Raw genomic sequence first — 20,888 nt, 5'->3', positions numbered from 1 at the left:
GAAAGACGACTGCTCCGCGCGATTGGTCTGATCGGAAGCGGACGGCCCCGCGTCGTTCCCGCGCGACTGCCCGGGGACCAACGGCCCTGTTAGAGCCTTGCCGCTACTGACGCCTCCGGCGGGAAGGTCGGCGTGCTTGCGAAAGCCGATCCCCTGAACGCGGCGAGTCTTCTGCTCGCCGCCTTTTTGGTGGGCTACCGCCTGGAACGCGGTTCCAGGCTACTTGAGCCCGAGACCCTCGCTCCTGACAGTGAACCCACGCCACCCCCTTGATCCGGACGCCGAATGACCGCTCTTCACGGCCTCCGGTCGTTGGACCTCGGGAGCTCCCGCTCCAACCGCTCCCGCCGCAGCAAGCTCGCAAGGCCTTGCGCCCTTCCCAAGCGACGGAACCGAGGGGGAGGGTAACACACCCGGATATGCGGGCGCGTTCAGAGCGTCTCAAACGCAAGCGACGTTGTTTTTGCTAGCGAAATCCGGGCGTCGTTGGATGATTGAGAAAAACCGCGTGTCTCCCTCTCCCAGAGGGAGAGGGCTTGAGGTTCGGAGAGCGCAGCGATCCGCCAACCGAAAGGGTGAGGGGCTACTGCGCGAGCCGGTGAGGGCATAACCCCTCACCCTTTCGCGCAAGGACGACGGCTTCGCCGCCGTGCGCTCAAGCCCTCTCCCTCTGGGAGAGGGAATTCCCATGGCCCTGTCGATCCCGCCCCTGCCCGCGCGTCTCTCTGGCAACGCGACCTTCCGCGTTGCTCGAACCTCGGAGACCGCCATGACCCGCCTAACCCTGCTGTCCGCCCCCGTCGCCTTCGTCGTCGCCCTGCTGGGCACGGCCACGCCGGCGTCGGCCGAACAGTTCGCCCTGTTCGTCTATGAGACGCCCGCCGACTTCGCCGCCCGCAATGATCCGGCGAAGGCCGAGGCCTATTGGGGCGGGTTCGCCGCCCTGGGCGAAGAGATGCGCGCGGCGGGCATCGTGCGGGGCGGCGGTCCGCTGGGCGAACCGGCGCTGGGCAGCACCGTGTCGGTGCGTGATGGGCGCACGATTTCGGCCGCCGTCGAGGGTGGCGCGGAGGCGCTGAGCGGATGGTTCGTCATCGACGTGGCCGACCGCGCCGAGGCCGAGGCCTGGGCCGCGCACGTGCCGGCGGCCTCCACCGCACGCATCGAAGTCCGGCCGGTGCTCGACATTCCGATGTCGAACATGATGGCGCGCTGACCGGAGCGACCCGGCGGACAGGCCGTCCGCCGGGTCAGCCGTCGCGAAGCGCCTTCAGCACCGCCGGGATGATCCCCGGCAGATCCTCCGCGATCAGACCTGGCCCGAACCGCTCGGCGGCGTCTGCATGCATCCAGACGGCGGCGCTGGCGGCCTCGAAGGTCGGCATGCCCTGGGCGGCGAGACCGCCGATAAGGCCCGCAAGCACATCACCGCTGCCCGCCGTCGCCAGCCAGGGCGAGCCGTTCGGGTTGATCCGGGTGCGGCCGTCCGGGGCTGCGATGATCGTCTCGGCGCCCTTGAGCACGATGTGGGCGCCGGCCAGACGGGCGGCCGTGGCGGCGGCGGCCTCCCGTCCCTTCGCCAGTAGACCGGGGAAGACGCGCTCGAACTCGCCCTCGTGCGGCGTGAGCACGTCGTCGCGGTCGAGGCTGGCGAACAGGTCGACGCCCCTCCCCTTGAAAATCGTCAGGGCGTCGGCGTCCACGACCAGCGCCGCGCCAGTGCGCGCGAGCGCGGCGAGGTTCTGCACCGTCGCCTCGTTCAAACCGGCCGCCGGGCCGATGACGACGGCGTCCATCGCCTCGGCCAAGCCTTCCAGGCTCTCCGGCGAGGTGAAGACCTCAACCATGACGGCCTCCATCGCCCCGGCGACGATCGAAGCGGCGGCGGGCGGGCACAGCACCTTGACCAGCCCCGCCCCGACCCGCAGACCCGCGCGCGCCGCCAGCCGGGCCGCGCCGGTGTTCAGCGGGCCGCCCGACACCACGCCCAGACGTCCGCGCGAATGCTTGTGGCTGGCCGCGTCCGGCCACGGCAGGCGATCGCGCCACAGGGACGGGTCGTTGGTCTCGGCCATCAGGTCCTCCGCGCCCGGAACGTCTGAAATCGTGATCCGCCCCTTGCCATATTGTGCGATGCGGTGTCCTTTGCTTTCCCGAGCGTGCGCACCGGCGATGGGCCGGACCCGCGCGGCCTCGGGGCGCCCATGAAGAAGATCGAAGCCGTCATCAAGCCGTTCAAGCTGGACGACGTCAAAGAGGCGCTCCAGGACATCGGCGTGCAGGGCATGACGGTGCTTGAGGCCAAGGGATACGGCCGCCAGAAGGGCCATTCCGAGCTGTATCGCGGCGCGGAATACGTCATCGACTTCCTGCCCAAGATCAAGATCGAGGTGGTGGTCGCCGACGACCTGGCCCCCGCCGTGGTCGAGGCCATCCAGACCGCCGCCCGCACCGGCAAGATCGGCGACGGAAAGATCTTCGTCTCGACCGTCGACGATGTCATCCGCATCCGCACCGGCGAGACCGGCGCGCAGGCGGTGTAACCGAGTTCAGTCAGCCTTCCTCCCCAGAAGAAACGCGAAAAGGATCATCACTCATGAGCGCCAAGAAAATCCTGCAGGAGATCAAGGACAAGGACGTGAAATACGTCGACGTCCGGTTCACCGACACGCGGGGCAAGCTGCAGCACGTCACCTTCGACGTGGACCTGGTCGACGAGGACTTCCTGGAAGAAGGCACCATGTTCGACGGCTCGTCCATCGCCGGCTGGAAGGCGATCAATGAGTCCGACATGTTGCTGAAGCCGGACCTGACCACGGCCTACATCGACCCCTTCTATCAGCAGACGACGCTGTTCCTGTTCTGCGACGTGATGAACCCGGACACGGGCGAGCCCTACAACCGCGACAGCCGGTCGATGGCCAAGAAGGCGCTGGCCTATGTCCAGTCCTCGGGCGTGGGCGACGCGGTCTATTTCGGGCCGGAAGCGGAGTTCTTCATCTTCGACGACGTGCGCTGGAACACCGCCCCGCACGACACCGGCTATTCCTATGACTCGACCGAGCTGCCGGCCAACACGGGCGCGGAATACACCGAGGGCAACATGGGCCACCGCCCGGGGCCCAAGGGCGGCTATTTCCCGGTCAACCCGGTCGACTCGGGTCAGGACCTGCGCGGCGAGATGCTGGGCGTCATGCGCGACCTGGGCCTGCAGCCCGAAAAGCACCACCACGAGGTGGCGCCGGCGCAGCACGAGCTGGGGCTGAAGTTCTCGGACCTGCTGACCATGGCCGACCGGCTGCAGCTCTATAAGTACGTCATCCACAATGTGGCGGCGGCCTACGGCAAGACAGCGACCTTCATGGCCAAGCCGATGTTCGCCGACAACGGCTCGGGCATGCACGTCCACCAGTCGATCTGGCGCGACGGCAAGCCCCTGTTCGCGGGCGACAAGTACGCGGGCCTGTCGGACTATTGCCTGTGGTACATCGGCGGGATCATCAAGCACGCCAAGGCCATCAACGCCTTCGCCAACTCTACCACCAACTCCTACAAGCGTCTGGTGCCGGGCTATGAGGCGCCGGTGAAGCTGGCCTATTCGTCGCGCAACCGCTCGGCCTCGATCCGGATTCCGTGGGTGTCGTCGCCCAAGGCCAAGCGCATCGAGGCGCGCTTCCCCGATCCGATGGGCAACCCCTATCTGACGTTCGTGGCCCTGCTGATGGCGGGTCTGGACGGCATCGAGAACCGCATCGATCCGGGCGCTCCGGCCGACAAGAACCTGTACGACCTGCCGCCCGAAGAGCGCGGCAACATCCCCGAGGTCTGCGGCAGCCTGAAGGAGGCGCTGGAGGCCCTGGACAAGGACCGCGCCTTCCTCAAGAAGGGCGGCGTCATGGATGACGACTTCATCGACAGCTACATCGAGCTGAAGATGGAAGAGGTAATGCGCCTGCAGCTGCACCCGCACCCGGTCGAGTTCGACATGTACTACAGCTGCTGATCCGGCGACGGATCGCGATGGAGGGGCCGGGCGGCGACGCCCGGCCCTTTCCTTTTGGGCAGGGCTCCGGCAGCTAAGGCGGATGGACGCCGACCGTTTCCGATCCCTGGCCGAGACCGCGCCGGCCGACCTGCGTCAGAAGCTGGTGACCCTGCCGGGGATCATCGCCGAGTGGGTGAGACCACACGGCGGTCTGGCCGGGCGCAAGATCATGGATTTCGGCTGCGGGCTGGGGGAACTGGCGGCGGGGCTGGCGTTCGCCGAGCCGTCGGCACGGGTGATCGGGGTCGAGGTCACGGATCAGCCGTCGGGGCTGCCGGGCGTTCTGGAGCGGGTCGGGCTGGCGCCGCCGCCGAACCTGTCGTTCCGCGAGGTGGCGCTGGGCGAGGTCGGGGACGAGGACGGGTTTGACCTGATCGTCAGCTGGTCGGTGTTCGAGCACATTCAGAGAAACCAGTTCGACGCGGTGATGGCGCGGCTGAAGACGCGGCTGAAGCCGGGCGGCTTGCTGTTCATGCAGGTGTCGCCGCTGTTCTTCAGCCCGGAGGGGTCGCATTTCTGGGCGCTGGGGTACACGGACTGGCAGCACCTGACCCGAGAGCTGAGCGAGGTGCGCGAGGATCTGGACGCCTCGGCGCTGAACGCGCGGCAGCGGGAACTGCACTGGAAGCTGTTCCTGCGGCTGAACCGGTTCACGGCGCCGGATTTCGAGCGGCGGCTGACGGCGGCGGGATACAGCGTGCTGCGCCGCCAGATCGATCGGACGGATCGGGAGCCGCCGGCGGAGCTGCTGACCGCTTACGATCGTGAGGCCTTGCAGACCGAGCAGATCGTGCTGCTGCTGCGGCGCGATTAGGCGGGCAGGCCCTCGGCCTCGTCCTCGCGCTTGCGGCGCAATTCGATGAGGCGGACGCACCAGATGGAGATCTCGTAGAGGATCACCAGGGGCACGGCGAGCATCAGCTGGCTGATGGGGTCGGGCGGCGTCACGATGGCGGCAAGCACCACGACGGCGACGATGGCGTAGCGGCGGCCCTCGCTCATCAGCTTGGAGGAGATAAGACCGGCCATGCCCAACAGGGTCATGACCACCGGCAGCTGGAAGCAGAGGCCGAAGGCGAGGACCAGGGCGGTGACCAGGTTCAGATACTCCGACACCTTGGGCAGGAGGGCGACGGCGACGCTCTCGGAGCTGATCTGCTGGCTCAGGGAGAAGAACATCACGAACGGCAGCATGACGTAGTAGACGAGCGCCGCCCCCAGCACGAACAACAGGGGCGAGGCGATCAGGAAGGGCAGGAAGGCCCCCTTCTCGTTGCGATAGAGGCCGGGCGCCACGAAGCGCCAGAGCTGGAACGCCAGCACGGGGAAGGCCAGAAAGACGGCGCCGAGCCCGGCGAGCTTCATCTTGGTGAAGAGGATTTCCAGCGGCGCCGTATAGATCAGCTGGGCCCCCTCACCCGTCACCGCGGGCGTGGGGACAAGGCCCGCCGTCGCCTGGATCAGCAGAATGGGCGAGACGTTGTGGCCATCACCGGCGGCGTGGAGCGCATTGGCCGCCACGAACGGCTTGACCAGGAAGACGTAGATCGGCCCGGCGAAGAAGAAGCAGACGATAAAGGCGACGGCGAACGCCGCCACGCACCAGATCAGTCGGCCGCGCAGCTCGATCAGGTGATCCATCAGAGGCGCGCGCGACGCCTCGATCTCGGCCTCGTCGCGGTCGATCGTCACGAGACGGCCCTGGGCTTGCGGGGCGCGCGGGGACGTGGCGCGGCGACGGGTTCAGCCTTGGCCGTGGCTCTGCTTCCCGCAGGCGACTTGGTCGCGACCTTGGCGGAGGTCTTTGCGGCGGGAGGCGTGGACTCAGCCTTCGCCGTGCGGGGCTTCCGGGGCTTGGGTGCGGCTGCGGCGGGCGTCGCCTCCGTCGCGGCCGCCGACGGCATCGCCGCGACCGGCGCGGCGTAGTCGGCGGGCAGCGGCGTCATGGCGGACTCGGGGAACTCGGGGCTGTTCAGCGTCACGGGCGGCGGCGGCGCGATCGCGGGCTTGTCGAGCTCGGACTTGATGTCCTTGAAGGCGGCGTCCGCCTCAGCGCCGAGACGGACCAGGCCCTGGCCGGCGACAGTCTGGCCGCTGCGGAGCGCCTCGACCTCTTTCCTCAGTTCGTCGAGCTCGGACTGGCGGGCCATTTCGTCGAAGCTGGAGCGGAATTCATTGGCCATGCGCCGCATCTGCGCGACCCATTTGCCCAGCTGGCGCAGCATGGCGGGCAGGCGTTCGGGGCCGACGACGATCAGGGCGACGACGGCGATGATGAGGTATTCGAGACCCCCGATCCCGGGGCCGAGGCCGCCCATGCGTCAGGCTCTTTCCGCCCTGGGGCTCAGCGCTTCAGCTCGTCCTTTTCCGCCTCGGTGCGGGGCAGGCTGGAGACGCCCTCGGCCGGGCCGTCCTTGCCGTCGTCCTTGAGGCCGTCGCGGAAGGCGCGGATGCCCTTGGCGGCGTCGCCCATCAGGCCGGACAGCTTGCCCCGCCCGCCGAACAGCAACGCCACCACGACGATGACGATGGCCCAGTGCCAGATGCTCATTGCGCCCACGGCGAACTCTCCTCGAACAGGCCGGATCGGCCCGCATCAAACCTGACGACCCTATAGTCCACCGGATGGCGACGCGCCAAGGGAAGCTGTAAGCCCGCGCAAATGAGTCACGTCATCATCCACACCGACGGCGCCTGTCGCGGCAATCCGGGGCCCGGAGGCTGGGGGGCGATCCTGCAGTCGGGCGGCAAGGCCAAGGAACTGCATGGCGGCGAGCGGCTGACGACGAACAACCGCATGGAGCTGACGGCGGCGATCATGGCGCTGGAGGCGCTGAACCGGCCCTGCCGCGTCGATCTGCACACCGACAGCAAATATGTGATGGACGGCATCACCGGCTGGATTCACGGCTGGAAGGCGCGGGGCTGGAAGACGGCGGACAAGAAGCCGGTCAAGAACGACGACCTGTGGAAGCGGCTCGACGCCGCCCGGGCGCGGCATGACGTCAAGTGGCACTGGGTCAAGGGTCACGCCGGCCATGAACTGAACGAGCGAGCCGATGCCCTGGCCAACCTGGGGGTCGATGAGGTGCTGGCGAGCGATTGAGTGACGGGCGGAGGGATTGCCAACCCGTCCGGCATGAGGTCTGGTCGAACGGTGATTGATGGCAACGCTGTTCCCCCTCCGCCGCCTGAAACAGAGGGCAAGACCCAGCGGGTCTCCATCGAGGGAACCCTCGCTTCGCTGTCAGCGATCTCGGCCCTGATCGTGGCCGCGGCCTCCATGTTCACGGCGGTGCAGGCCCTCGACGTCTCTCGAACCGCCGCGCGCCAGAAGATCTTCGAGAGCCAGCTCGCGGTCTGTATGCAGTTCAGCGAACTGACCGCTCAGGCTGCGGATGAAGGGGCGAAGACATCCGGGCTTATCGAAGGTCAGCTGGACGACGCGGCCTGGGAAGAGCTGAACACCCGCTGGGAAGCTGGCGCGGTCCTGTCGACGGCGATCTATCGCCAGTACCTGCAGATGACGATGATCTTCCCCGACGAGGTCAGCGACCTCGCCTATGTCGCGACCGAGAAACGAACGGAAATCGCGAACCGCCAGGTTGACGCCATGGAGGCGGAGGCGCTGACGCCGGAAATCCGGGCGGACCTGGAACGCCTGTCCAACGAGGAGGCCGACGCCCTGAACGCTGCAGCTGCCGCCTGCCGGGACCATGTCTCGGCGACGGCCGGCATCTGACGACGACGATCAGGTCGCGCGCTTCACCCGGAGCGACGGCCCGTTCAGGCTCTCGACGATCACGCTGTCTCCAGCCTCTGCGGCAACGCCGTCCATCTCGGCGGCCCATTCCGCGCCCGAGACGAACACGCGACCCCGCCCATCCACGAAGGTCTCGACAACGCGCGCACGCTGACCGATCAGCCGAGCCTCGCGATCGTTGACGTCGGGCTTGTCGTCAGGGTTCACGCGCTGGATCAGGCGGCGCGAAAACAGGGTCGCCACGACCGTCAGGATGGCGAACAGCCCCACCTCGCCAGCGAAGCCCAGATCGAGGCCGAGCGCCGTTAGGACAGCGACGACGCCGGCCGCAACCGCCGGCCACAAGAGCCACTCGGTGGACAGGGCCGCCTCTACCGCCAGCAGCAGCACCCCGATAGCGAGCCAGATCCAGAAGGGCTGGCTGGCGTAGATGTCGAGAACCGCGTCCATCGTCCGTCCTCCTCAGGTCGTGGGGACCGCGCTGCCGCGCGGACGCGGCGCGGGCGGCGGTGGAGCAGGCCGCGAGGGCGGCGACTGCTGGTCCCTGGCCAGACCGACCAGTTCGCCGATGCCGGCGATGGTGCCGACCAGGCCGCCCATCTCGGCAGGCACGATCACGGTCTTCTGGGTGGGGTTGCGGGCCAGTTCGGCGAAGGCGTCCACGTAGCGCTGGGCCACGAAGTAGTTGATGGCGTTGACGTCGCCGCGGGCGATGGCTTCGGAGACCATGGCGGTGGCCTTGGCCTCGGCCTCGGCTTCGCGCTCGCGGGCCTCGGCGTCGCGGAAAGCGGCCTCGCGGCGGCCTTCGGCCTCAAGGATGGCGGCCTGCTTGGCCCCCTCGGCGCGGGCGATGGCGGCCTGCTTCTCGCCGTCGGCCTCGGTGATGACGGCGCGACGCTCGCGCTCGGCCTTCATCTGACGGGCCATGGCGTTGGTGATGTCGGCCGGCGGCGTCAGGTCCTTGATCTCGATGCGGTTGACCTTGACACCCCACGGCTCGGTGGCCGCGTCGATGGTGTTGAGCAGCCGCGAGTTGATGGCGTCGCGCTGGAACAGCACCTCGTCCAGATCCATAGAGCCGACCACGGTGCGCAGATTGGTCGAGCACAGCTGGGTGATGGCGTATTCCAGGTTCTCGACCCGGTAGGCGGCGTTGGCGGCGTCCATCACCTGGATGAAGACGATGGCGTCGACCTTCACCATGGCGTTGTCCTTGGTGATGACCTCTTGCTGAGGCACATCGAGGACCTGCTCCATCATGTTCATGCGTCGGCCGATGCGCTCGACGAAGGGCGTCAGCAGGCTGATGCCGGGCTTGAGCGTGCGGGTGTACTTGCCGAACCGTTCGACGGTCATCTCTTTGCCCTGGGGCACGATCTTGACCAGGCTGAACAGGAACACGATGGCGAAGATCACCAGCGCGAGCACGAAATAGGTCATGGAATTCCTCCTGCCTGACAACGGTAGCGGGAGCGGGGGGTCCGCGCCACAGAAACCGGACACGGGCAGCCGATCCTCGAAACGAAAACGGCCGTCCCGGGTCGGGACGGCCGTCGGGCCCAGGGACCGCGTCAGTCAGTCGCAGACTACTCGCTGACGACGAGGTCCGAACCGTCGAGTTCGCAGAAGTCCACCTCGGCGATCTGGATGGAGTCGCCATCCTCAAAATCGGCACGGATGTCATAGACGCATTCGTCCAGACCATCGTCGATCGAGATGTTGAACGTCTCGCCCGGGGCCAGAACGTCGTCGCCGAAGATGTCTTCTTCCCACTCATCCGTCGACGGCAGGGAGATGTAGAGGTGAGTGAGCGTGTACTCGGTGTCGTTCGTCAGCGTGAAGTTGATCGGATCGGTCTGGGCTCCGGCCGACGACGCCAGCATGGCCATGCCGAGAACGGATGCAGTAATGAACTGTTTAATCAAGGTCTTTCCCCCATGCCCGATGCAGGATTGCGGTGGGCAAGCGTGCGTCGTTAGGCCAGATTCGGCCGGTCTCCAAGCTGACCAAAGCTGACCGCGCGCTGGATGACGCGGCGGGTCTCGGACCACCGCACCCGCCTGAGGGCCTCGTCGGCCGGAACGAACGCGGCTTCGGCAGCATCATCGCCAGCGATCGGCTCCCCACTCACCCATTCGGCGACGAAATCGATCAGGACGTAGTGACGTCCCGCGTCAGGAAAGATGCCATCGACCACATCGATCAGGCCGAGCAGGCGTGCCTCGACGCCCGTCTCCTCGCGTAGCTCCCTGATGGCGGCGGCACGCACAGTCTCGCCGGGCTCGACACGTCCGCCGGGCAGGCTCCATTCCCCAAGGCGCGGCGGGGCAGCCCGGCGGATCAGCAGTACCTCGTCTGCCCGAAGACAGACGACGCCTACAGCAGGAACAGGCGCGGGCAGCGATTCGCTCATTGCATGCAGACTAGTCGCTTTGGACTGGCGCGGATGGCGAGGCTTTGAGAAAAACGGTGATGGCCTCCCCTCCCCCCTCCGCCATCGCAGAACTGCAAGCCGCGCTCGGTCCCTTCGGCTGGACCGAAGACCCGGTCGAGATCGCGCCGTGGCTGACGGAATGGCGCAACAAATGGCAGGGGCATACGCCGCTGATGCTGAAGCCGGGCTCGACGGCCGAGGTGGCGCAGGCCGTGTCGATCTGCGCCCGGCATGGCGTCGCCATCGTGCCTCAAGGTGGGGACACCGGGCTGGTCGGGGGGCAGATTCCCTATGGCGAGGTGCTGCTTTCGACGCGGCGGCTGCGCGTCGTGCGGGACGTGACGCCGCTGGACGACGCCATGACGGTCGAGGCGGGCGTGACCTTGCTGGAGGCGCAGCAGGCGGCGGCGGCGGCGGGACGGTTCTTTCCGCTCAGCCTGGCGGCCGAGGGGACGGCGACGATCGGAGGCGTGATCTCGACCAACGCAGGCGGCACGGCGGTGCTGCGCTATGGCATGATGCGCGACCTCGTTTTGGGCATCGAGGCGGTCATGCCAGACGGACAGGTGTTCAACGGCCTCAAGCGGCTGAGGAAGGACAACACCGGCTATGACCTGAAGCAGCTGCTCATCGGGGCGGAGGGGACGCTGGGCGTCGTCACGGCGGCGACGTTAAAGCTGTTCCCGATCATGCGAAGCCGGGCGACGGCGGTCGTGGGGCTGGAGACGGCTCACGCCGCGATCCAGCTGCTGGCCAACGCCAAGGCCGAGACCGGCGGAGGCGTCGAGGCGTTCGAGTTGATGAAGCGGATCGGCGTGGAGTTCGCCATCCGCCATGTGCCGGGCGTGCGCGAGCCGCTGGAGACGGCGCAGCCCTGGTATGTCCTGATCGAGCTGACGTCAGGCGAGCCCGGCGCGGCGGAGGCCGGGATGGAGCGCATCCTGGCCTCGGCGTTCGAGGACGGGCTGATCACGGACGCCGCCATCGCCCAGAACGAGACGCAGGCGCGGGATTTCTGGAAGCTGCGCGAGGAGCAGTCGGCGGCGCAGAAGCCCGAGGGCGGCGGCTGGAAGCACGACGTGTCGGTGCCCGTCAGTCGCATCGCCGACTTCCTGGATGAGGCCACGGCGGCGGTGGAACGGTTCGAGCCCGGCGCGCGGGTCAGCGCCTTCGGCCACGTCGGCGACGGCAATATGCACTACGACATCCTGTGCCCGCCGAGTGGGGACCTGAAGGCGTTCCTGGGTCGCTGGGAGGCGGGATCGCAGGTCGTACACGACATCGTGGCGAAGTACGATGGGTCGATCTCGGCCGAACACGGGCTGGGTCGGCTGAAGACCGAGGAGGCGCGACGCTACAAGTCTGCGCTGGAGATCGAGACGATGCGGGCGATCCGGGGGGCGATCGATCCGAAGCGGATCATGAACCCGGCGGTGCTGTTCTAGATCGTCGCGCCCGGGTTCAAACCGTCGTCGAAGCGGCCTAGAGGACGCTCCGGAACGCGAAGGAGCCTCCCGCCTTGCTGATCGTCCTGTCTCCGGCCAAGCGGCTGGACTTTTCCGAGCCGCCGGTCGCGGTCGAGGCCACCCTGCCCCGCCTGACCGATGACACGGCCAGTCTGGCGAAGACGGCCAAGCGCCAGACCAAGGCCGATCTGCGCCGCCTGATGGGCATCTCGGACGATCTGGCGCGGCTGAATCGGGAGCGGTTTCAGGCCTTCGATCCGGAGGCGACCGACGGGACGCCCGCCGCCTTCGCCTTCGCGGGCGATGTCTATCAGGGGCTGGATGCGCGGACGCTGGATGCGGATGCGCTGAAGTTCGCGCAGGACCGGGTGCGAATCCTGTCGGGGCTGTATGGCGTGCTGCGGCCGCTGGATCGCATCCAGCCCTATCGGCTGGAGATGGGAACGCGGCTGAAGACGCGGCGGGGATCGAGCCTCTATGACTTCTGGGGCGACCGGCTGTCCAAGCAGCTGAACGCCGACGCCGAGGGACATGCCGATCCGACGCTGGTGAACCTGGCCAGCCAGGAATACTTCGGCGCGGTCGATGCCAGGGCGCTGAAGATCCCCGTGGTCACCTGCCACTTCCGCGAGGCGAAGGACGGCGAGAGCCGGATCATTTCGTTCTTCGCCAAGAAGGCGCGAGGTACGATGGCCCGCTTCGTGATCAAGCAACGGATCGACCGGGCCGAGGACCTGAAGGCGTTCGATCGCGACGGCTATGGCTTCGACAAGGCGGCGTCGACCGAGACGGACTGGATATTCATCCGGTCGGGAAATTCCTGAGCGCCTGTCGCCTTCGCAACCTCGAACGGCTAGGGTCGCATGAACCCTGACCCCGGCGCTTTGTTTGGCGTCGGCAAGAAACGAAGCGGACGACAGACCCATGTTCCAGTGGCCCGGCAAGAAGGACGGCGGCGAGACCGAGCGGCCCGTCTATCGTGATCCCAATGACCTGAAGGGCCAGGTGGCGGTCATCTCGGGCTCGACGTCAGGCATCGGCCTCGCTTTGGCGCGGGCGGTGGCGGCGCGGGGCGGCGACGTGGTGCTGAACGGTCTGGGCGATCCCTCGGAGATCGAGCGGACCCGCGCGGAGCTGGAGGCCAGTTGCGGCGTAAGGGTGCGCTATCATGCAGCGAACATGCTGAAGGGCGACGAAGTGGCCGACATGGTCGCCTACGCCAAGCACCAGCTGGGGCGGCTGGACATCCTAGTGAACAACGCCGGCGTCCAGCACGTCGAGGCGGTTGAGCGGTTCCCGTCCGAGAAGTGGGAGCAGATCATCGCCATCAACCTGTCCTCGACCTTCTACGCCACGCGAGCGGCGATCCCGATCATGAAGGCGCAGGGGCGCGGCCGGATCGTCAACATCGCCTCGGCGCACGGCCTGGTCGCCAGCCCGTTCAAGTCGGCCTATGTCGCGGCCAAGCATGGGGTAATCGGCTTCACCAAGACGGTCGCTCTGGAGGTCGCGCGCGACGGCATCACCTGCAACGCCATCTGCCCCGGCTATGTCGAGACGCCGCTCGTTCAGGCCCAGATCGCCGACCAGGCCAAGGCGCGCGGCATCTCCAAGGAAAAGGTCATCACCGACGTGATCCTGGAGGCCCAGCCGACGAAGCAATTCGTGACCACGGACCAGCTGGCGGGGATCTTCCTCTATCTGGTGTCGGACCTGGGGGCCTCGGCCAACGGGGCCAGCTTCTCCATCGACGGCGGCTGGACCGCGCAGTAGCGACGAAGGCGAGCCGCCATGGCGCTGTTCAAGCGAAAGCCGAGAGCAGAGGCCGGGGCGGCTCCGGAGACGCCGACCGGACGCAGACCCATCTGCCTGGCGCTGCAAGGCGGCGGGGCGCATGGGGCGTTTCAGTGGGGGGTGCTGGATCGGCTGCTGGAGGCCGATGCGCTCGACATCCGGGCGGTGACGGCGTCGTCGGCGGGGGCGATGAACGGGGCGGCGCTGGTGTCGGGGCTGGCCAAGGGTGGGCCGGAAGGCGGCCGGGCGGCGCTGGACAAGCTGTGGCGCGAGACCAATCAGTCGGGCGGCAAGAACGTGTTCGGCGACTCATCGATCTGGTCCAATGCGCTGACGCCCGGCTGGCTGAAGGACACGGCGTTCTGGCGGGCCGGTGAGACGCTGGCGCTGTCGATGTCGCCGTATGAATTCAATCCGTTCAACCTCAATCCTCTCAAGCGCGTTCTGGACGCCGCGATCGATTTCGAGGCGGTGCGGACCTCCGAGATCAAGCTGTTCGTGGCGGCGACGGCGGTTCGCCACGCCAAGTCGCGAGTGTTCCGGTCCGAGGAAATCACCGATCAGGTGCTGCTCGCCTCGGCCTGCCTGCCGCACCTGTTCCAGGCGGTGGAGATCGAGGGCGAACCCTATTGGGACGGCGGCTATCTGGCCAATCCGCCGCTGTGGCCGCTGTTCTACGAGGATACGCCCGACGACATCCTGCTGATCACGCTCAACGCCTTCGAACGGGCCGAGGCGCCCCGGGCGGCGGGCGACATCGTCGACCGGCTGAACGAGGTGGTCTTCAACGCGCCGCTGGTGGCCGAGCTGCGCGCCGTCGCCTTCGTGCAGGAGCTGATCCAGGAGGGCCGGCTGATGCCGTCAGAGCGCGACCGCTACCGCAACATCCTGATGCACGCCATCGAGGCCGACGGCTGGCTGGGCGACCTGTCGCTGGGGTCCAAGTTCAACACCGAATGGACCTTCCTGAACGACCTGAAGGCGCGCGGGCGGGCAGCGGCGGACGAGTGGCTGGGGAGCTGCGCGGACAGCGTCGGTCGGACGTCGAGCGTGGATTTGCAGGCGCGATTTGGGTGAGGTCGCGGCGATCGGCCCCGTTAACTTTCCACAGCGCGACTCGGCCCAGCCTCAGTAACCGTTTGGGCGTTCTGACTTTGCATGTTCCCCTTGCCGTCTGAGGAATCACGCATGGCCGTTCTGAAGAAGGATATCTCCGCCTTTGAGCGGATGCGGGCTGACCTGGAGGAGAAGCACGCCAACGAGTGGGTCGTCTTCCATGACGGCGTTTTGGCGGGCGTGTTCACCGCCTTCGAAGACGCGGCGACGATGGCGATCGAGACGTTCGACGACGGGCCATACTTGATCCGGCAGGTCGGCGCGGAACAGGTTTCCCTGCCGGGCGGGATGATCTTCACCCCGGCTCACTATCTCGGCTAAGGCCGGCTTCAAGCGCGGCACAAATGGAGAGACAGCAGCGGACCTTTTGGTCAGGCTGGGGCCCACTTTTCTGGTCGAGATCGGACTCAAATCGAAGGGGGCACCCGGAGCCGCGCCCGACTTGCCGCACAAGAAGCTGCGGGCCCTGATCGATACGGGGGCTGGCGGCGAATGCATCGATGACGAGCTGGCCCGCAAGCTCGGGCTGCCCATCACCGACGAGGGCGAGATCAGCGGAGTGGGCGGGAAGCATCGCGCCTACATCTACACGGCGCGCCTCTGGGTTCCCGACCTGGGGCGGCTGCTGTTCCAGCCCTTCACCGGGGTCAAGTTGCTGGAGGCCGAGTCCTGGCACTCGATCATCCTCGGGCGCAGCTTCCTGCGGCAGCACCGGCTCACCTACGACGGCAAGACCGGTGAGGTGCAGATCGATTGATGTCCGCCGCTCTGGCTGCCTCGACAATTGCTTGGGGGAGCTATGGAGACCGTGGGTCGGACGCCAAGTTAGCTGTTGTTGCGCCGGACCATTTCGGACCAGAACTCGATTTCGCGAATGTTCAGTGGCCAACGCTCCGCGGCCCAACCCCTCTCTTCCCGATTGAAGTAGTCGAGAAGATCCGCGCCGTAGTGGATGATGTCCGACTGGTAGACCGAGAAGACCGGATTTCCGGCCTCACTAGGGCTTGCGGGAATGTATCGGTGGCCAAGAATGGGGATCAGCGTCGGCGCCCGGTGAACGACGCCTTTTAGGACTTCGGCTCGTTCTACGGCTCCATTCGGTCGATCTCCCCACTCTGACCACCAGAGCCCATTCTGCTCTACGTCGAACAGCAGACCTTCGAACGGCCAAGCCAACTGGGCACGAACCATCTGGTCGTCATTCCAGTCGGTGCCGCCGACCGGACGGCGATCAAGCAGCAGTTCGATCAGGTCGGGCGGAAACGACAACTCGAAGCGGGATTGAGCTCGTTCGAGCTCGGCCGCTGAATACCCTGCCGTCCAAGTGAGCGAAGCCATAATCCGAGCCTTCCGTTCCAGCGACTGTCCACGTTCGCAAGCGCCAGACGCCGTGACTACCCCACAAACCCCGCCGCGCGCCTCAGCCGGTCATTGATCGCCTCGCCCAGCCCCTCTTCCGGCACCGCCGCGACCACGATCCCGACCGGCTCCTCCCGATCCGCCTCGCGCAGCATGCGGAACAGATTCGCCGCCGCCTCGCGCAGATCGCCGGTCGGGCTGAGGCTCCAGCGCGTCTCACCCACACCTGGCCCGAAGCCCAGCAGGATTTCGCCGTCTCGGGCGGTCTCGGCGTTCAGGCGCAGGGGGGCGCGGGGGGCGTAGTGGCGGGTCAGGCGGCCGGGGGAGCGGTGGCCCTCAAGGCTCTCGGTCAGGGGGCCGACGACGGCCTCGATCTCGGCGCGGGTGACCGAGCCGGGGCGGAGCAGGGAGACCCCGCCGCCCAGCACCGAGACGACGGTGCTCTCCAGCCCCACGGCGCAGGGGCCGCCATCCAGGCTGGCGGAGGCGAAGGTTCCGGTCTCCTCCATCGCGTCCGCGTATGTCGTCGGGCTGGGGCGGCCTGAGCGATTGGCGGAGGGGGCGACGACGGGGCCGCCGAAGGCCGCGAGCACCGCGCGGGCGCGGGCGTGGCCGGGCACGCGGACGGCGACGCTGTCCAGACCCGCGCGGGCGAGGTCCGACACGCCCGCGCGATGGGGCGCGACGATCGTCAGGGGGCCGGGCCAGAAGGCCTCGGCCAGGCGTCGGGCGGCGTCGTCGAACACCGCGATGCGCTCGGCGGCGACGGCGTCCTCGACGTGGGCAATCAGGGGGTTGAAGCGGGGTCTGCCCTTGGCCTCGAAGATCCTGGCCACGGCCTGGGCATTGGCGGCGTCGGCGGCGAGGCCATAGACGGTCTCGGTCGGAAGGATCAGCAGGTCGCCCGAACGCAGGGCGGCAACGGCGGCGCTCAGCTCGCCGGACGGGTCGCCAGGACGACGTCCACCCTCACCTGCCGTGCCAGTATGCCGTTCCAAGGTCCGCGCGTCCCGATGCCAAAGGCCGCCCGATCCAGCGAGAAGCCGCCCGTCATCTGCGCCGTCCGCCCGTCGCTGCGCAAGGTCACGGGGAAGCTGACGGGTCGGGTCACGCCCTTCATGGTGATGTCGGCCTGGGCCTGGAACCGCTGGGCGCCAGTTGGCTCCAGCGATCGGAGCCGAAACACGATCCGCGGATGGCGGGCAGTGTCGAGGAAGGACGGGCCCAGCGCGGTGCGGGTCAGGGCCCCGTCGTCCATGCGCAGGGATGCGGCCTCGACCGCGATGGAGACCTCTGTCTCTTCCGGCGCTTGCGGGTCGAAGCGGATGTCGCCGGTCCAGCGCTCGAAACGCCCGGACCGCTGACCCAGCGGCGAGCCGACGCGCATGGCGATAGAGGATTCGGACGGCACGACGGCCCAGGGCTGGACGTCCGCTCGCGCCGCGAGCCCGAGCGTCAGGCCGACGCCGATCAGGATCGCTGCGACGGCCCGGAACATCACGGACGCCGGGGGATCAGCGGGATCATCCGGTGCAGCACATTGTCCCGGTCGACGAAATGATGCTTGAGCGCGCCGAGCACATGCAGCGCCAGGAGGACGTAGAGCACCTTCACCCCCGCCTCGTGCGCGTCCATGAACTGGCCGGCCAGCTCGCGGCTCTGCGGCAGGGGCAGCAGCGGCCAGTTAAACAGGCCGAAAAAGTCGATGTCGCGCCCGGCCGCGCTGGACGCCGCCCAGCCGCCCAGCGGCAGGCCGATCAGAAGGACGTAGAAGCCGACGTGGGTCGCCCGCGCGCCGATCCTCTGCCAGCCCGGCGTGCCCGGCGGCAGCGGAAGCGCCGGGTTCATCAGACGCCAGCCGATTCGGGCCAGGGTCACGACCAGGATCGTCAGGCCGAGCGCCTTGTGCGCGCTGATGAAGGTGCGAGTGCCCTCATTGGCCTCGTGCGCCGTGATCAGAAGGACCTGGGCCAGCACGGCCGCCGCGATGCCCCAGTGGAACAGGAGCGAGACCGTGGAATAGCGGTTGCGCGGTTCGGCCATGATGCACCCCGTGTCGAAAGCGACCGCGACAGCTTGGCCCAGAAGCCGTGCCGGGCCAAGCCTTGCCTGCCGTCACGGCATGGCGGCAGAAAGGGGCAACGACACCCAAGGACCGTCCATGACCTATCGCGCGCCCGTCCGTGACATCGCCTTCTCCCTCACCGCCGTCGCCGGGATCGACGCGCTCGTCGCCACCGGGGCCTTCCCCGACTACGACGCCGACGTCATGGGCGCGGTGCTGGAGGCTGCCGGGTCGTTTTCCGAAGAGGTGCTGGCGCCGCTGAACCGGCCGGGCGATCTGGCCGGCGCGACCTATGCCAACGGCGCGGTGACGGCCGCGCCGGGATTCGCCGACGCCTATCGCCAGTTCGCCGAGGGCGGCTGGACGGGGCTGGCGGCGCCGGCGCACTCAGGCGGTCAGGGCCTGCCCAAGGCGCTGGAACTGGCGGCATACGAGACGGTGCATTCGGCGAACATGGCGTTCGGCCTGTGTCCCATGCTTTCGCTGGCGGCCATCGAGGCGCTGGAGGCGCACGGGACGGAGCATCAGAAGGCCGCCTATCTGCCACGTCTGGTGTCGGGCGAATGGACCGGAGCCATGTGCCTGACCGAGCCGCAGGCCGGATCGGACCTCGGCGCGCTGACGGCCATCGCCGTGCCGAACGGCGACGGGACCTACAGCCTGACGGGGCAGAAGATCTACATCACCTGGGGCGATCACGACGCCACGGACAACATCGTCCACATGGTGCTGGCCCGGCTGCCCGACGCCCCGCCGGGGCCCAAGGGCATCAGCCTGTTCCTGGCCAACAAGTATGAGGTGAAGGCGGACGGCTCGCTGGGCGACCGCAACAGCTTCCGGCCCGTCGGCATCGAGCACAAGCTGGGCATCCACGCCTCTCCGACCTGCGTCATGGCCTATGAGGGGGCCCGGGCCGAGCTGGTCGGGCGGCCGAACGAAGGCCTGTCGCACATGTTCGTGATGATGAACGCGGCGAGACTGGCCGTTGGCGTCGAAGGCGTGGGCATCGCCGAGCGGGCCTATCAGCACGCCCTGGCCTATGCGCTGGAGCGGCGTCAGGGGCGCTCGGTGTGGACCGGCGAGGCGGGCGCGCCGATCTTCGACCATCCGGACGTGCGCCGGACCCTGTCGGTCATGAAGGCGAAGATCGAGGCGGCGCGGGCCATCTGCCTGTCCTGCGGCGTCGCGGCGGATCTGGCGAAGCATGCCGGGACCGAGGAGGAGCGCCGGCTGTGGAAGGGGCGCGAGGACCTGCTGACCCCCATCGCCAAGGCCTGGTCGACCGACATCGGCGTCGAGGTGGCCTCGCAGGGCGTGCAGATTCACGGCGGCATGGGCTTCGTTGAGGAGACCGGCGCGGCCCAGTTCTATCGCGACGCCCGCATCGCCCCGATCTACGAGGGCACCAATGGCATCCAGGCGATGGACCTGGTGGGGCGCAAGCTGAGCCAGGACGGCGGGGCGTCGGCGCGGGCCATCATCGCCGAGATGGCGGCGACGCTGAAGGAGCTGACGGCGCTGTATTCCGGCAAGCCGGTGGAGCGGTTCTCCGCCGCGATCGAGGCGGCGCAGGACGCGACGCTGTGGCTGCTGGACCGGAAGGCCGATGCGGACGCGGCGGCCGACGTGCTTGCGGCGGCGGACCCCTATCTGCGGCTGATGGGCGATGTGATCGGCGGCTGGATGCTGGCCAAGGGGGCGCTGGCGGCCAAGGCGAAGCTGGCGGCGGGGGATGGTGACCCGGCGTGGCTGGAAGGCAAGATCGCGCTGTACGAGGTCTATGCGGCGAACGTGCTGGGTCACGCCTCGAGCCGGCTGGCGGCCGTGGGCCAGGGTGGGGCGCTGCTGCAACGAATGACGAAGGAAGCGCTGGGGGCGGCGTGAGCTTTCCCTCTCCCAGAGGGAGAGGGCTTGAGCGCCCGAGAGCCGTCAGGCGATCGGCCTTGCGCGAAAGGGTGAGGGGTTAGGGTGCCAGCCGGTGAGGGCTGATCCCCTCACCCTTTCGGCTTGCGGATCGCTGCGCTCTCCGAGCCTCAAGCCCTCTCCCTATGGGAGAGGGTCAAGGCTTTGAATCGCCTCCCGGATGAACGCCGCGTGCGTCACTACGCCGATGTCGAGCTGATCCTCCCCGATGCGCACCTCCTGGCTGAGCAGGCCGGCGATGAAGGCGGTGTCGGGCTCGGTCGTGCCGGGGCGCTTCCTTGCGCTAGGCGTCCAGAACACCGGGCCGCCGGAGTTGCCGGGAAAGACGGTGAAGTCGAGCAGGAAGGTCGGGAAGGCCTCGACCGGCGACAGGGGATAGCTGGCGATCCGGCCGACGCGCAGGATGGGAAACCCAGCCCGGTTCGCCGACAGGCCGCGTGGAAAGCCGAGCGACAGCAACTCGTCGCCCGGCCCGACCTGCCAGGCATAGAAGGCGTTCTCGTCCGCCAGCCAGCCTAGCGGGATCGCGGCGCGGGCGAAGGCTTCCGGAGCCTGGATTTCCATGACGGCCACGTCACGGTCGGGATGGCGCGTCCACAGCGGCTCGCCGGCGTCGTCGCGGATGGTCAGGGGCTCGGGGTCGAAGCGCCAGCTTCCGTCCGGCAGCGCCGTGCGCCAGCCAATGCGGGCCTCCGGGTCCTCCATGCGCTCCAGGACGTGAGCGGCGGTGACCAGCACGATGCGCGGGCTGCCGTCTGGGCGCTCGGCCTGGATCAGGAAGCCGGTGCCAACTGTGCGGGTGTCGGGACCGGACGGCTGGTCGAGCTGCACCGTCGCCTCGATCAGGCCGACGGTCAGGTCCCAGACCGGAGGCGGGACCGGAGGCGGGGCGTCGGCGGGCGGAACCTGGATCATGCGAGCTC

26 protein-coding genes are annotated in these 20,888 nt (G+C 67.9%); 13 read left to right on the top strand and 13 right to left on the bottom strand.

Translation table 11 applies throughout. The features are described from left to right. Window positions 1–769: 769 nt before the first annotated feature. Window positions 770–1,216, top strand: coding sequence for a YciI family protein (locus tag Q333_RS0104780; RefSeq protein WP_162175575.1), 447 nt, complete (start codon window positions 770–772; stop codon window positions 1,214–1,216). A 34-nt stretch (window positions 1,217–1,250) separates the two neighbouring features. On the opposite strand, the gene Q333_RS0104775 is transcribed toward Q333_RS0104780, so the two are convergent. Then, entirely contained in the window at window positions 1,251–2,075 is an 825-nt protein-coding gene (locus Q333_RS0104775; protein ID WP_035293709.1) for an NAD(P)H-hydrate dehydratase, read from the bottom strand. A gap of 129 nt (window positions 2,076–2,204) precedes the next feature. On the opposite strand from Q333_RS0104775, the gene Q333_RS0104770 reads away from it, so the two are divergent. The 3 genes from Q333_RS0104770 to Q333_RS0104760 all read left to right on the top strand — a co-directional run bounded on the left by Q333_RS0104770 (window position 2,205) and on the right by Q333_RS0104760 (window position 4,859). After that, window positions 2,205–2,543, top strand: coding sequence for a P-II family nitrogen regulator (locus tag Q333_RS0104770; RefSeq protein ID WP_029415603.1), 339 nt, complete (start codon window positions 2,205–2,207; stop codon window positions 2,541–2,543). Window positions 2,544–2,596: 53 nt separating this feature from the next. Then, on the top strand, window positions 2,597–4,003 hold the full coding sequence (gene glnA, locus Q333_RS0104765; RefSeq protein ID WP_029415599.1) for a type I glutamate--ammonia ligase: 1,407 nt from the start codon (window positions 2,597–2,599) through the stop codon (window positions 4,001–4,003). A gap of 82 nt (window positions 4,004–4,085) precedes the next feature. Continuing rightward, the gene (locus Q333_RS0104760; RefSeq protein ID WP_029415598.1) at window positions 4,086–4,859 is read left to right on the top strand and encodes a class I SAM-dependent methyltransferase; all 774 of its coding nucleotides are present in this window, start codon (window positions 4,086–4,088) and stop codon (window positions 4,857–4,859) included. On the opposite strand, the gene tatC is transcribed toward Q333_RS0104760, so the two are convergent. The 3 genes from tatC to Q333_RS0104745 are packed head-to-tail and all read right to left on the bottom strand — an operon-like array spanning window position 4,856 to window position 6,605. Next, a complete protein-coding gene (gene tatC, locus Q333_RS0104755; protein WP_051651132.1) occupies window positions 4,856–5,686 on the bottom strand; it encodes a twin-arginine translocase subunit TatC in 831 nt (276 codons plus the stop codon). The genes Q333_RS0104760 and tatC overlap by 4 nt on opposite strands. 47 nt (window positions 5,687–5,733) lie before the next feature. Continuing rightward, a complete protein-coding gene (gene tatB / locus Q333_RS0104750; RefSeq protein WP_029415596.1) occupies window positions 5,734–6,363 on the bottom strand; it encodes a Sec-independent protein translocase protein TatB in 630 nt (209 codons plus the stop codon). A gap of 26 nt (window positions 6,364–6,389) precedes the next feature. Next, complete coding sequence (locus tag Q333_RS0104745; RefSeq protein ID WP_029415595.1) at window positions 6,390–6,605, bottom strand: twin-arginine translocase TatA/TatE family subunit; 216 nt, start codon at window positions 6,603–6,605, stop codon at window positions 6,390–6,392. Window positions 6,606–6,707: 102 nt separating this feature from the next. Between Q333_RS0104745 and rnhA the strand changes: the two genes are divergently transcribed. Together rnhA and Q333_RS0104735 are read left to right on the top strand one after the other, a co-directional pair. Beyond that, window positions 6,708–7,151 carry a ribonuclease HI gene (rnhA, locus tag Q333_RS0104740; protein WP_029415594.1) on the top strand — a complete coding sequence of 148 codons (444 nt, stop codon included), beginning with the start codon at window positions 6,708–6,710 and terminating at the stop codon, window positions 7,149–7,151. Window positions 7,152–7,202: 51 nt separating this feature from the next. Continuing rightward, window positions 7,203–7,787, top strand: a complete 585-nt coding sequence (locus tag Q333_RS0104735; protein ID WP_029415593.1) for a hypothetical protein — start codon at window positions 7,203–7,205, stop codon at window positions 7,785–7,787. 9 nt (window positions 7,788–7,796) lie between these two features. Here the strand turns inward: Q333_RS0104735 and Q333_RS0104730 are convergent, their stop codons facing one another. The 4 genes from Q333_RS0104730 to Q333_RS0104715 all read right to left on the bottom strand — a co-directional run bounded on the left by Q333_RS0104730 (window position 7,797) and on the right by Q333_RS0104715 (window position 10,221). After that, complete coding sequence (locus Q333_RS0104730; RefSeq protein WP_029415592.1) at window positions 7,797–8,258, bottom strand: NfeD family protein; 462 nt, start codon at window positions 8,256–8,258, stop codon at window positions 7,797–7,799. Between the two features lie 12 nt (window positions 8,259–8,270). Beyond that, a complete protein-coding gene (locus tag Q333_RS0104725; protein ID WP_029415591.1) occupies window positions 8,271–9,248 on the bottom strand; it encodes an SPFH domain-containing protein in 978 nt (325 codons plus the stop codon). A gap of 146 nt (window positions 9,249–9,394) precedes the next feature. Next, complete coding sequence (locus Q333_RS0104720) at window positions 9,395–9,733, bottom strand: hypothetical protein (protein ID WP_157072363.1); 339 nt, start codon at window positions 9,731–9,733, stop codon at window positions 9,395–9,397. A gap of 50 nt (window positions 9,734–9,783) precedes the next feature. Next, window positions 9,784–10,221: an NUDIX hydrolase gene (locus Q333_RS0104715; RefSeq protein ID WP_029415589.1), complete on the bottom strand. Its 438-nt coding sequence runs from the start codon at window positions 10,219–10,221 to the stop codon at window positions 9,784–9,786. A 59-nt stretch (window positions 10,222–10,280) separates the two neighbouring features. Between Q333_RS0104715 and Q333_RS0104710 the strand changes: the two genes are divergently transcribed. The 6 genes from Q333_RS0104710 (at window position 10,281) to Q333_RS0104685 (ending at window position 15,375) form a co-directional block, all read left to right on the top strand. Then, window positions 10,281–11,687, top strand: a complete 1,407-nt coding sequence (locus Q333_RS0104710; protein ID WP_029415588.1) for an FAD-binding oxidoreductase — start codon at window positions 10,281–10,283, stop codon at window positions 11,685–11,687. A 74-nt stretch (window positions 11,688–11,761) separates the two neighbouring features. Then, entirely contained in the window at window positions 11,762–12,532 is a 771-nt protein-coding gene (gene yaaA / locus Q333_RS0104705; RefSeq protein WP_029415587.1) for a peroxide stress protein YaaA, read from the top strand. A 100-nt stretch (window positions 12,533–12,632) separates the two neighbouring features. After that, window positions 12,633–13,481: a 3-hydroxybutyrate dehydrogenase gene (locus Q333_RS0104700; RefSeq protein WP_245591478.1), complete on the top strand. Its 849-nt coding sequence runs from the start codon at window positions 12,633–12,635 to the stop codon at window positions 13,479–13,481. A gap of 18 nt (window positions 13,482–13,499) precedes the next feature. Next, the gene (locus Q333_RS0104695) at window positions 13,500–14,579 is read left to right on the top strand and encodes a patatin-like phospholipase family protein (RefSeq protein WP_029415585.1); all 1,080 of its coding nucleotides are present in this window, start codon (window positions 13,500–13,502) and stop codon (window positions 14,577–14,579) included. Window positions 14,580–14,690: 111 nt separating this feature from the next. Next, window positions 14,691–14,939 (top strand): hypothetical protein, encoded by a 249-nt coding sequence (locus Q333_RS0104690; protein WP_029415584.1) that lies wholly within the window; start codon window positions 14,691–14,693, stop codon window positions 14,937–14,939. A gap of 121 nt (window positions 14,940–15,060) precedes the next feature. Further along, window positions 15,061–15,375 (top strand): retroviral-like aspartic protease family protein, encoded by a 315-nt coding sequence (locus Q333_RS0104685; RefSeq protein ID WP_162175574.1) that lies wholly within the window; start codon window positions 15,061–15,063, stop codon window positions 15,373–15,375. A 68-nt stretch (window positions 15,376–15,443) separates the two neighbouring features. Here Q333_RS0104685 and Q333_RS0104680 read toward each other — a convergent pair whose 3' ends face one another. The 4 genes from Q333_RS0104680 to Q333_RS0104665 are packed head-to-tail and all read right to left on the bottom strand — an operon-like array spanning window position 15,444 to window position 18,020. Further along, the gene (locus tag Q333_RS0104680; RefSeq protein WP_029415582.1) at window positions 15,444–15,956 is read right to left on the bottom strand and encodes a hypothetical protein; all 513 of its coding nucleotides are present in this window, start codon (window positions 15,954–15,956) and stop codon (window positions 15,444–15,446) included. A gap of 56 nt (window positions 15,957–16,012) precedes the next feature. Further along, a complete protein-coding gene (locus Q333_RS0104675) occupies window positions 16,013–16,912 on the bottom strand; it encodes an L-threonylcarbamoyladenylate synthase (protein WP_029415581.1) in 900 nt (299 codons plus the stop codon). Further along, entirely contained in the window at window positions 16,909–17,475 is a 567-nt protein-coding gene (locus Q333_RS0104670; protein ID WP_029415580.1) for a YceI family protein, read from the bottom strand. The genes Q333_RS0104675 and Q333_RS0104670 overlap by 4 nt, the downstream gene beginning before the upstream one ends. Further along, the gene (locus tag Q333_RS0104665; RefSeq protein ID WP_029415579.1) at window positions 17,475–18,020 is read right to left on the bottom strand and encodes a cytochrome b; all 546 of its coding nucleotides are present in this window, start codon (window positions 18,018–18,020) and stop codon (window positions 17,475–17,477) included. The genes Q333_RS0104670 and Q333_RS0104665 overlap by 1 nt, the downstream gene beginning before the upstream one ends. A gap of 118 nt (window positions 18,021–18,138) precedes the next feature. Between Q333_RS0104665 and Q333_RS0104660 the strand changes: the two genes are divergently transcribed. Beyond that, a complete protein-coding gene (locus Q333_RS0104660) occupies window positions 18,139–19,926 on the top strand; it encodes an acyl-CoA dehydrogenase (RefSeq protein ID WP_029415578.1) in 1,788 nt (595 codons plus the stop codon). 162 nt (window positions 19,927–20,088) lie between these two features. On the opposite strand, the gene Q333_RS0104655 is transcribed toward Q333_RS0104660, so the two are convergent. Then, the gene (locus Q333_RS0104655; RefSeq protein ID WP_029415577.1) at window positions 20,089–20,880 is read right to left on the bottom strand and encodes a trypsin-like serine peptidase; all 792 of its coding nucleotides are present in this window, start codon (window positions 20,878–20,880) and stop codon (window positions 20,089–20,091) included. Between the last annotated feature and the right edge of the window lie 8 nt (window positions 20,881–20,888).

The sequence above is a fragment of the Brevundimonas bacteroides DSM 4726 genome, from assembly GCF_000701445.1.
Taxonomy (GTDB): Bacteria; Pseudomonadota; Alphaproteobacteria; order Caulobacterales; family Caulobacteraceae; genus Brevundimonas; species Brevundimonas bacteroides.
This window is presented reverse-complemented; position numbering and strand designations above follow the sequence as displayed.

Excerpts from the sequence above, each read along its gene's own strand:
- Q333_RS0104670 (WP_029415580.1), bottom strand. The coding sequence starts at position 17,475 with ATGTTCCGGGCCGTCGCAGCGATCCTGATCGGCGTCGGCCTGACGCTC.
- Q333_RS0104690 (WP_029415584.1), top strand. The coding sequence starts at position 14,691 with ATGGCCGTTCTGAAGAAGGATATCTCCGCCTTTGAGCGGATGCGGGCT.
- Q333_RS0104680 (WP_029415582.1), bottom strand. The coding sequence starts at position 15,956 with ATGGCTTCGCTCACTTGGACGGCAGGGTATTCAGCGGCCGAGCTCGAA.
- Q333_RS0104700 (WP_245591478.1), top strand. The coding sequence starts at position 12,633 with ATGTTCCAGTGGCCCGGCAAGAAGGACGGCGGCGAGACCGAGCGGCCC.
- Q333_RS0104655 (WP_029415577.1), bottom strand. The coding sequence starts at position 20,880 with ATGATCCAGGTTCCGCCCGCCGACGCCCCGCCTCCGGTCCCGCCTCCG.
- tatB (WP_029415596.1), bottom strand. The coding sequence starts at position 6,363 with ATGGGCGGCCTCGGCCCCGGGATCGGGGGTCTCGAATACCTCATCATC.
- Q333_RS0104660 (WP_029415578.1), top strand. The coding sequence starts at position 18,139 with ATGACCTATCGCGCGCCCGTCCGTGACATCGCCTTCTCCCTCACCGCC.
- rnhA (WP_029415594.1), top strand. The coding sequence starts at position 6,708 with ATGAGTCACGTCATCATCCACACCGACGGCGCCTGTCGCGGCAATCCG.
- Q333_RS0104760 (WP_029415598.1), top strand. The coding sequence starts at position 4,086 with ATGGACGCCGACCGTTTCCGATCCCTGGCCGAGACCGCGCCGGCCGAC.
- Q333_RS0104710 (WP_029415588.1), top strand. The coding sequence starts at position 10,281 with ATGGCCTCCCCTCCCCCCTCCGCCATCGCAGAACTGCAAGCCGCGCTC.
- Q333_RS0104695 (WP_029415585.1), top strand. The coding sequence starts at position 13,500 with ATGGCGCTGTTCAAGCGAAAGCCGAGAGCAGAGGCCGGGGCGGCTCCG.
- Q333_RS0104715 (WP_029415589.1), bottom strand. The coding sequence starts at position 10,221 with ATGAGCGAATCGCTGCCCGCGCCTGTTCCTGCTGTAGGCGTCGTCTGT.
- Q333_RS0104775 (WP_035293709.1), bottom strand. The coding sequence starts at position 2,075 with ATGGCCGAGACCAACGACCCGTCCCTGTGGCGCGATCGCCTGCCGTGG.
- glnA (WP_029415599.1), top strand. The coding sequence starts at position 2,597 with ATGAGCGCCAAGAAAATCCTGCAGGAGATCAAGGACAAGGACGTGAAA.
- Q333_RS0104725 (WP_029415591.1), bottom strand. The coding sequence starts at position 9,248 with ATGACCTATTTCGTGCTCGCGCTGGTGATCTTCGCCATCGTGTTCCTG.
- Q333_RS0104665 (WP_029415579.1), bottom strand. The coding sequence starts at position 18,020 with ATGGCCGAACCGCGCAACCGCTATTCCACGGTCTCGCTCCTGTTCCAC.
- Q333_RS0104730 (WP_029415592.1), bottom strand. The coding sequence starts at position 8,258 with ATGGACGCGGTTCTCGACATCTACGCCAGCCAGCCCTTCTGGATCTGG.
- tatC (WP_051651132.1), bottom strand. The coding sequence starts at position 5,686 with ATGGATCACCTGATCGAGCTGCGCGGCCGACTGATCTGGTGCGTGGCG.
- Q333_RS0104780 (WP_162175575.1), top strand. The coding sequence starts at position 770 with ATGACCCGCCTAACCCTGCTGTCCGCCCCCGTCGCCTTCGTCGTCGCC.
- Q333_RS0104770 (WP_029415603.1), top strand. The coding sequence starts at position 2,205 with ATGAAGAAGATCGAAGCCGTCATCAAGCCGTTCAAGCTGGACGACGTC.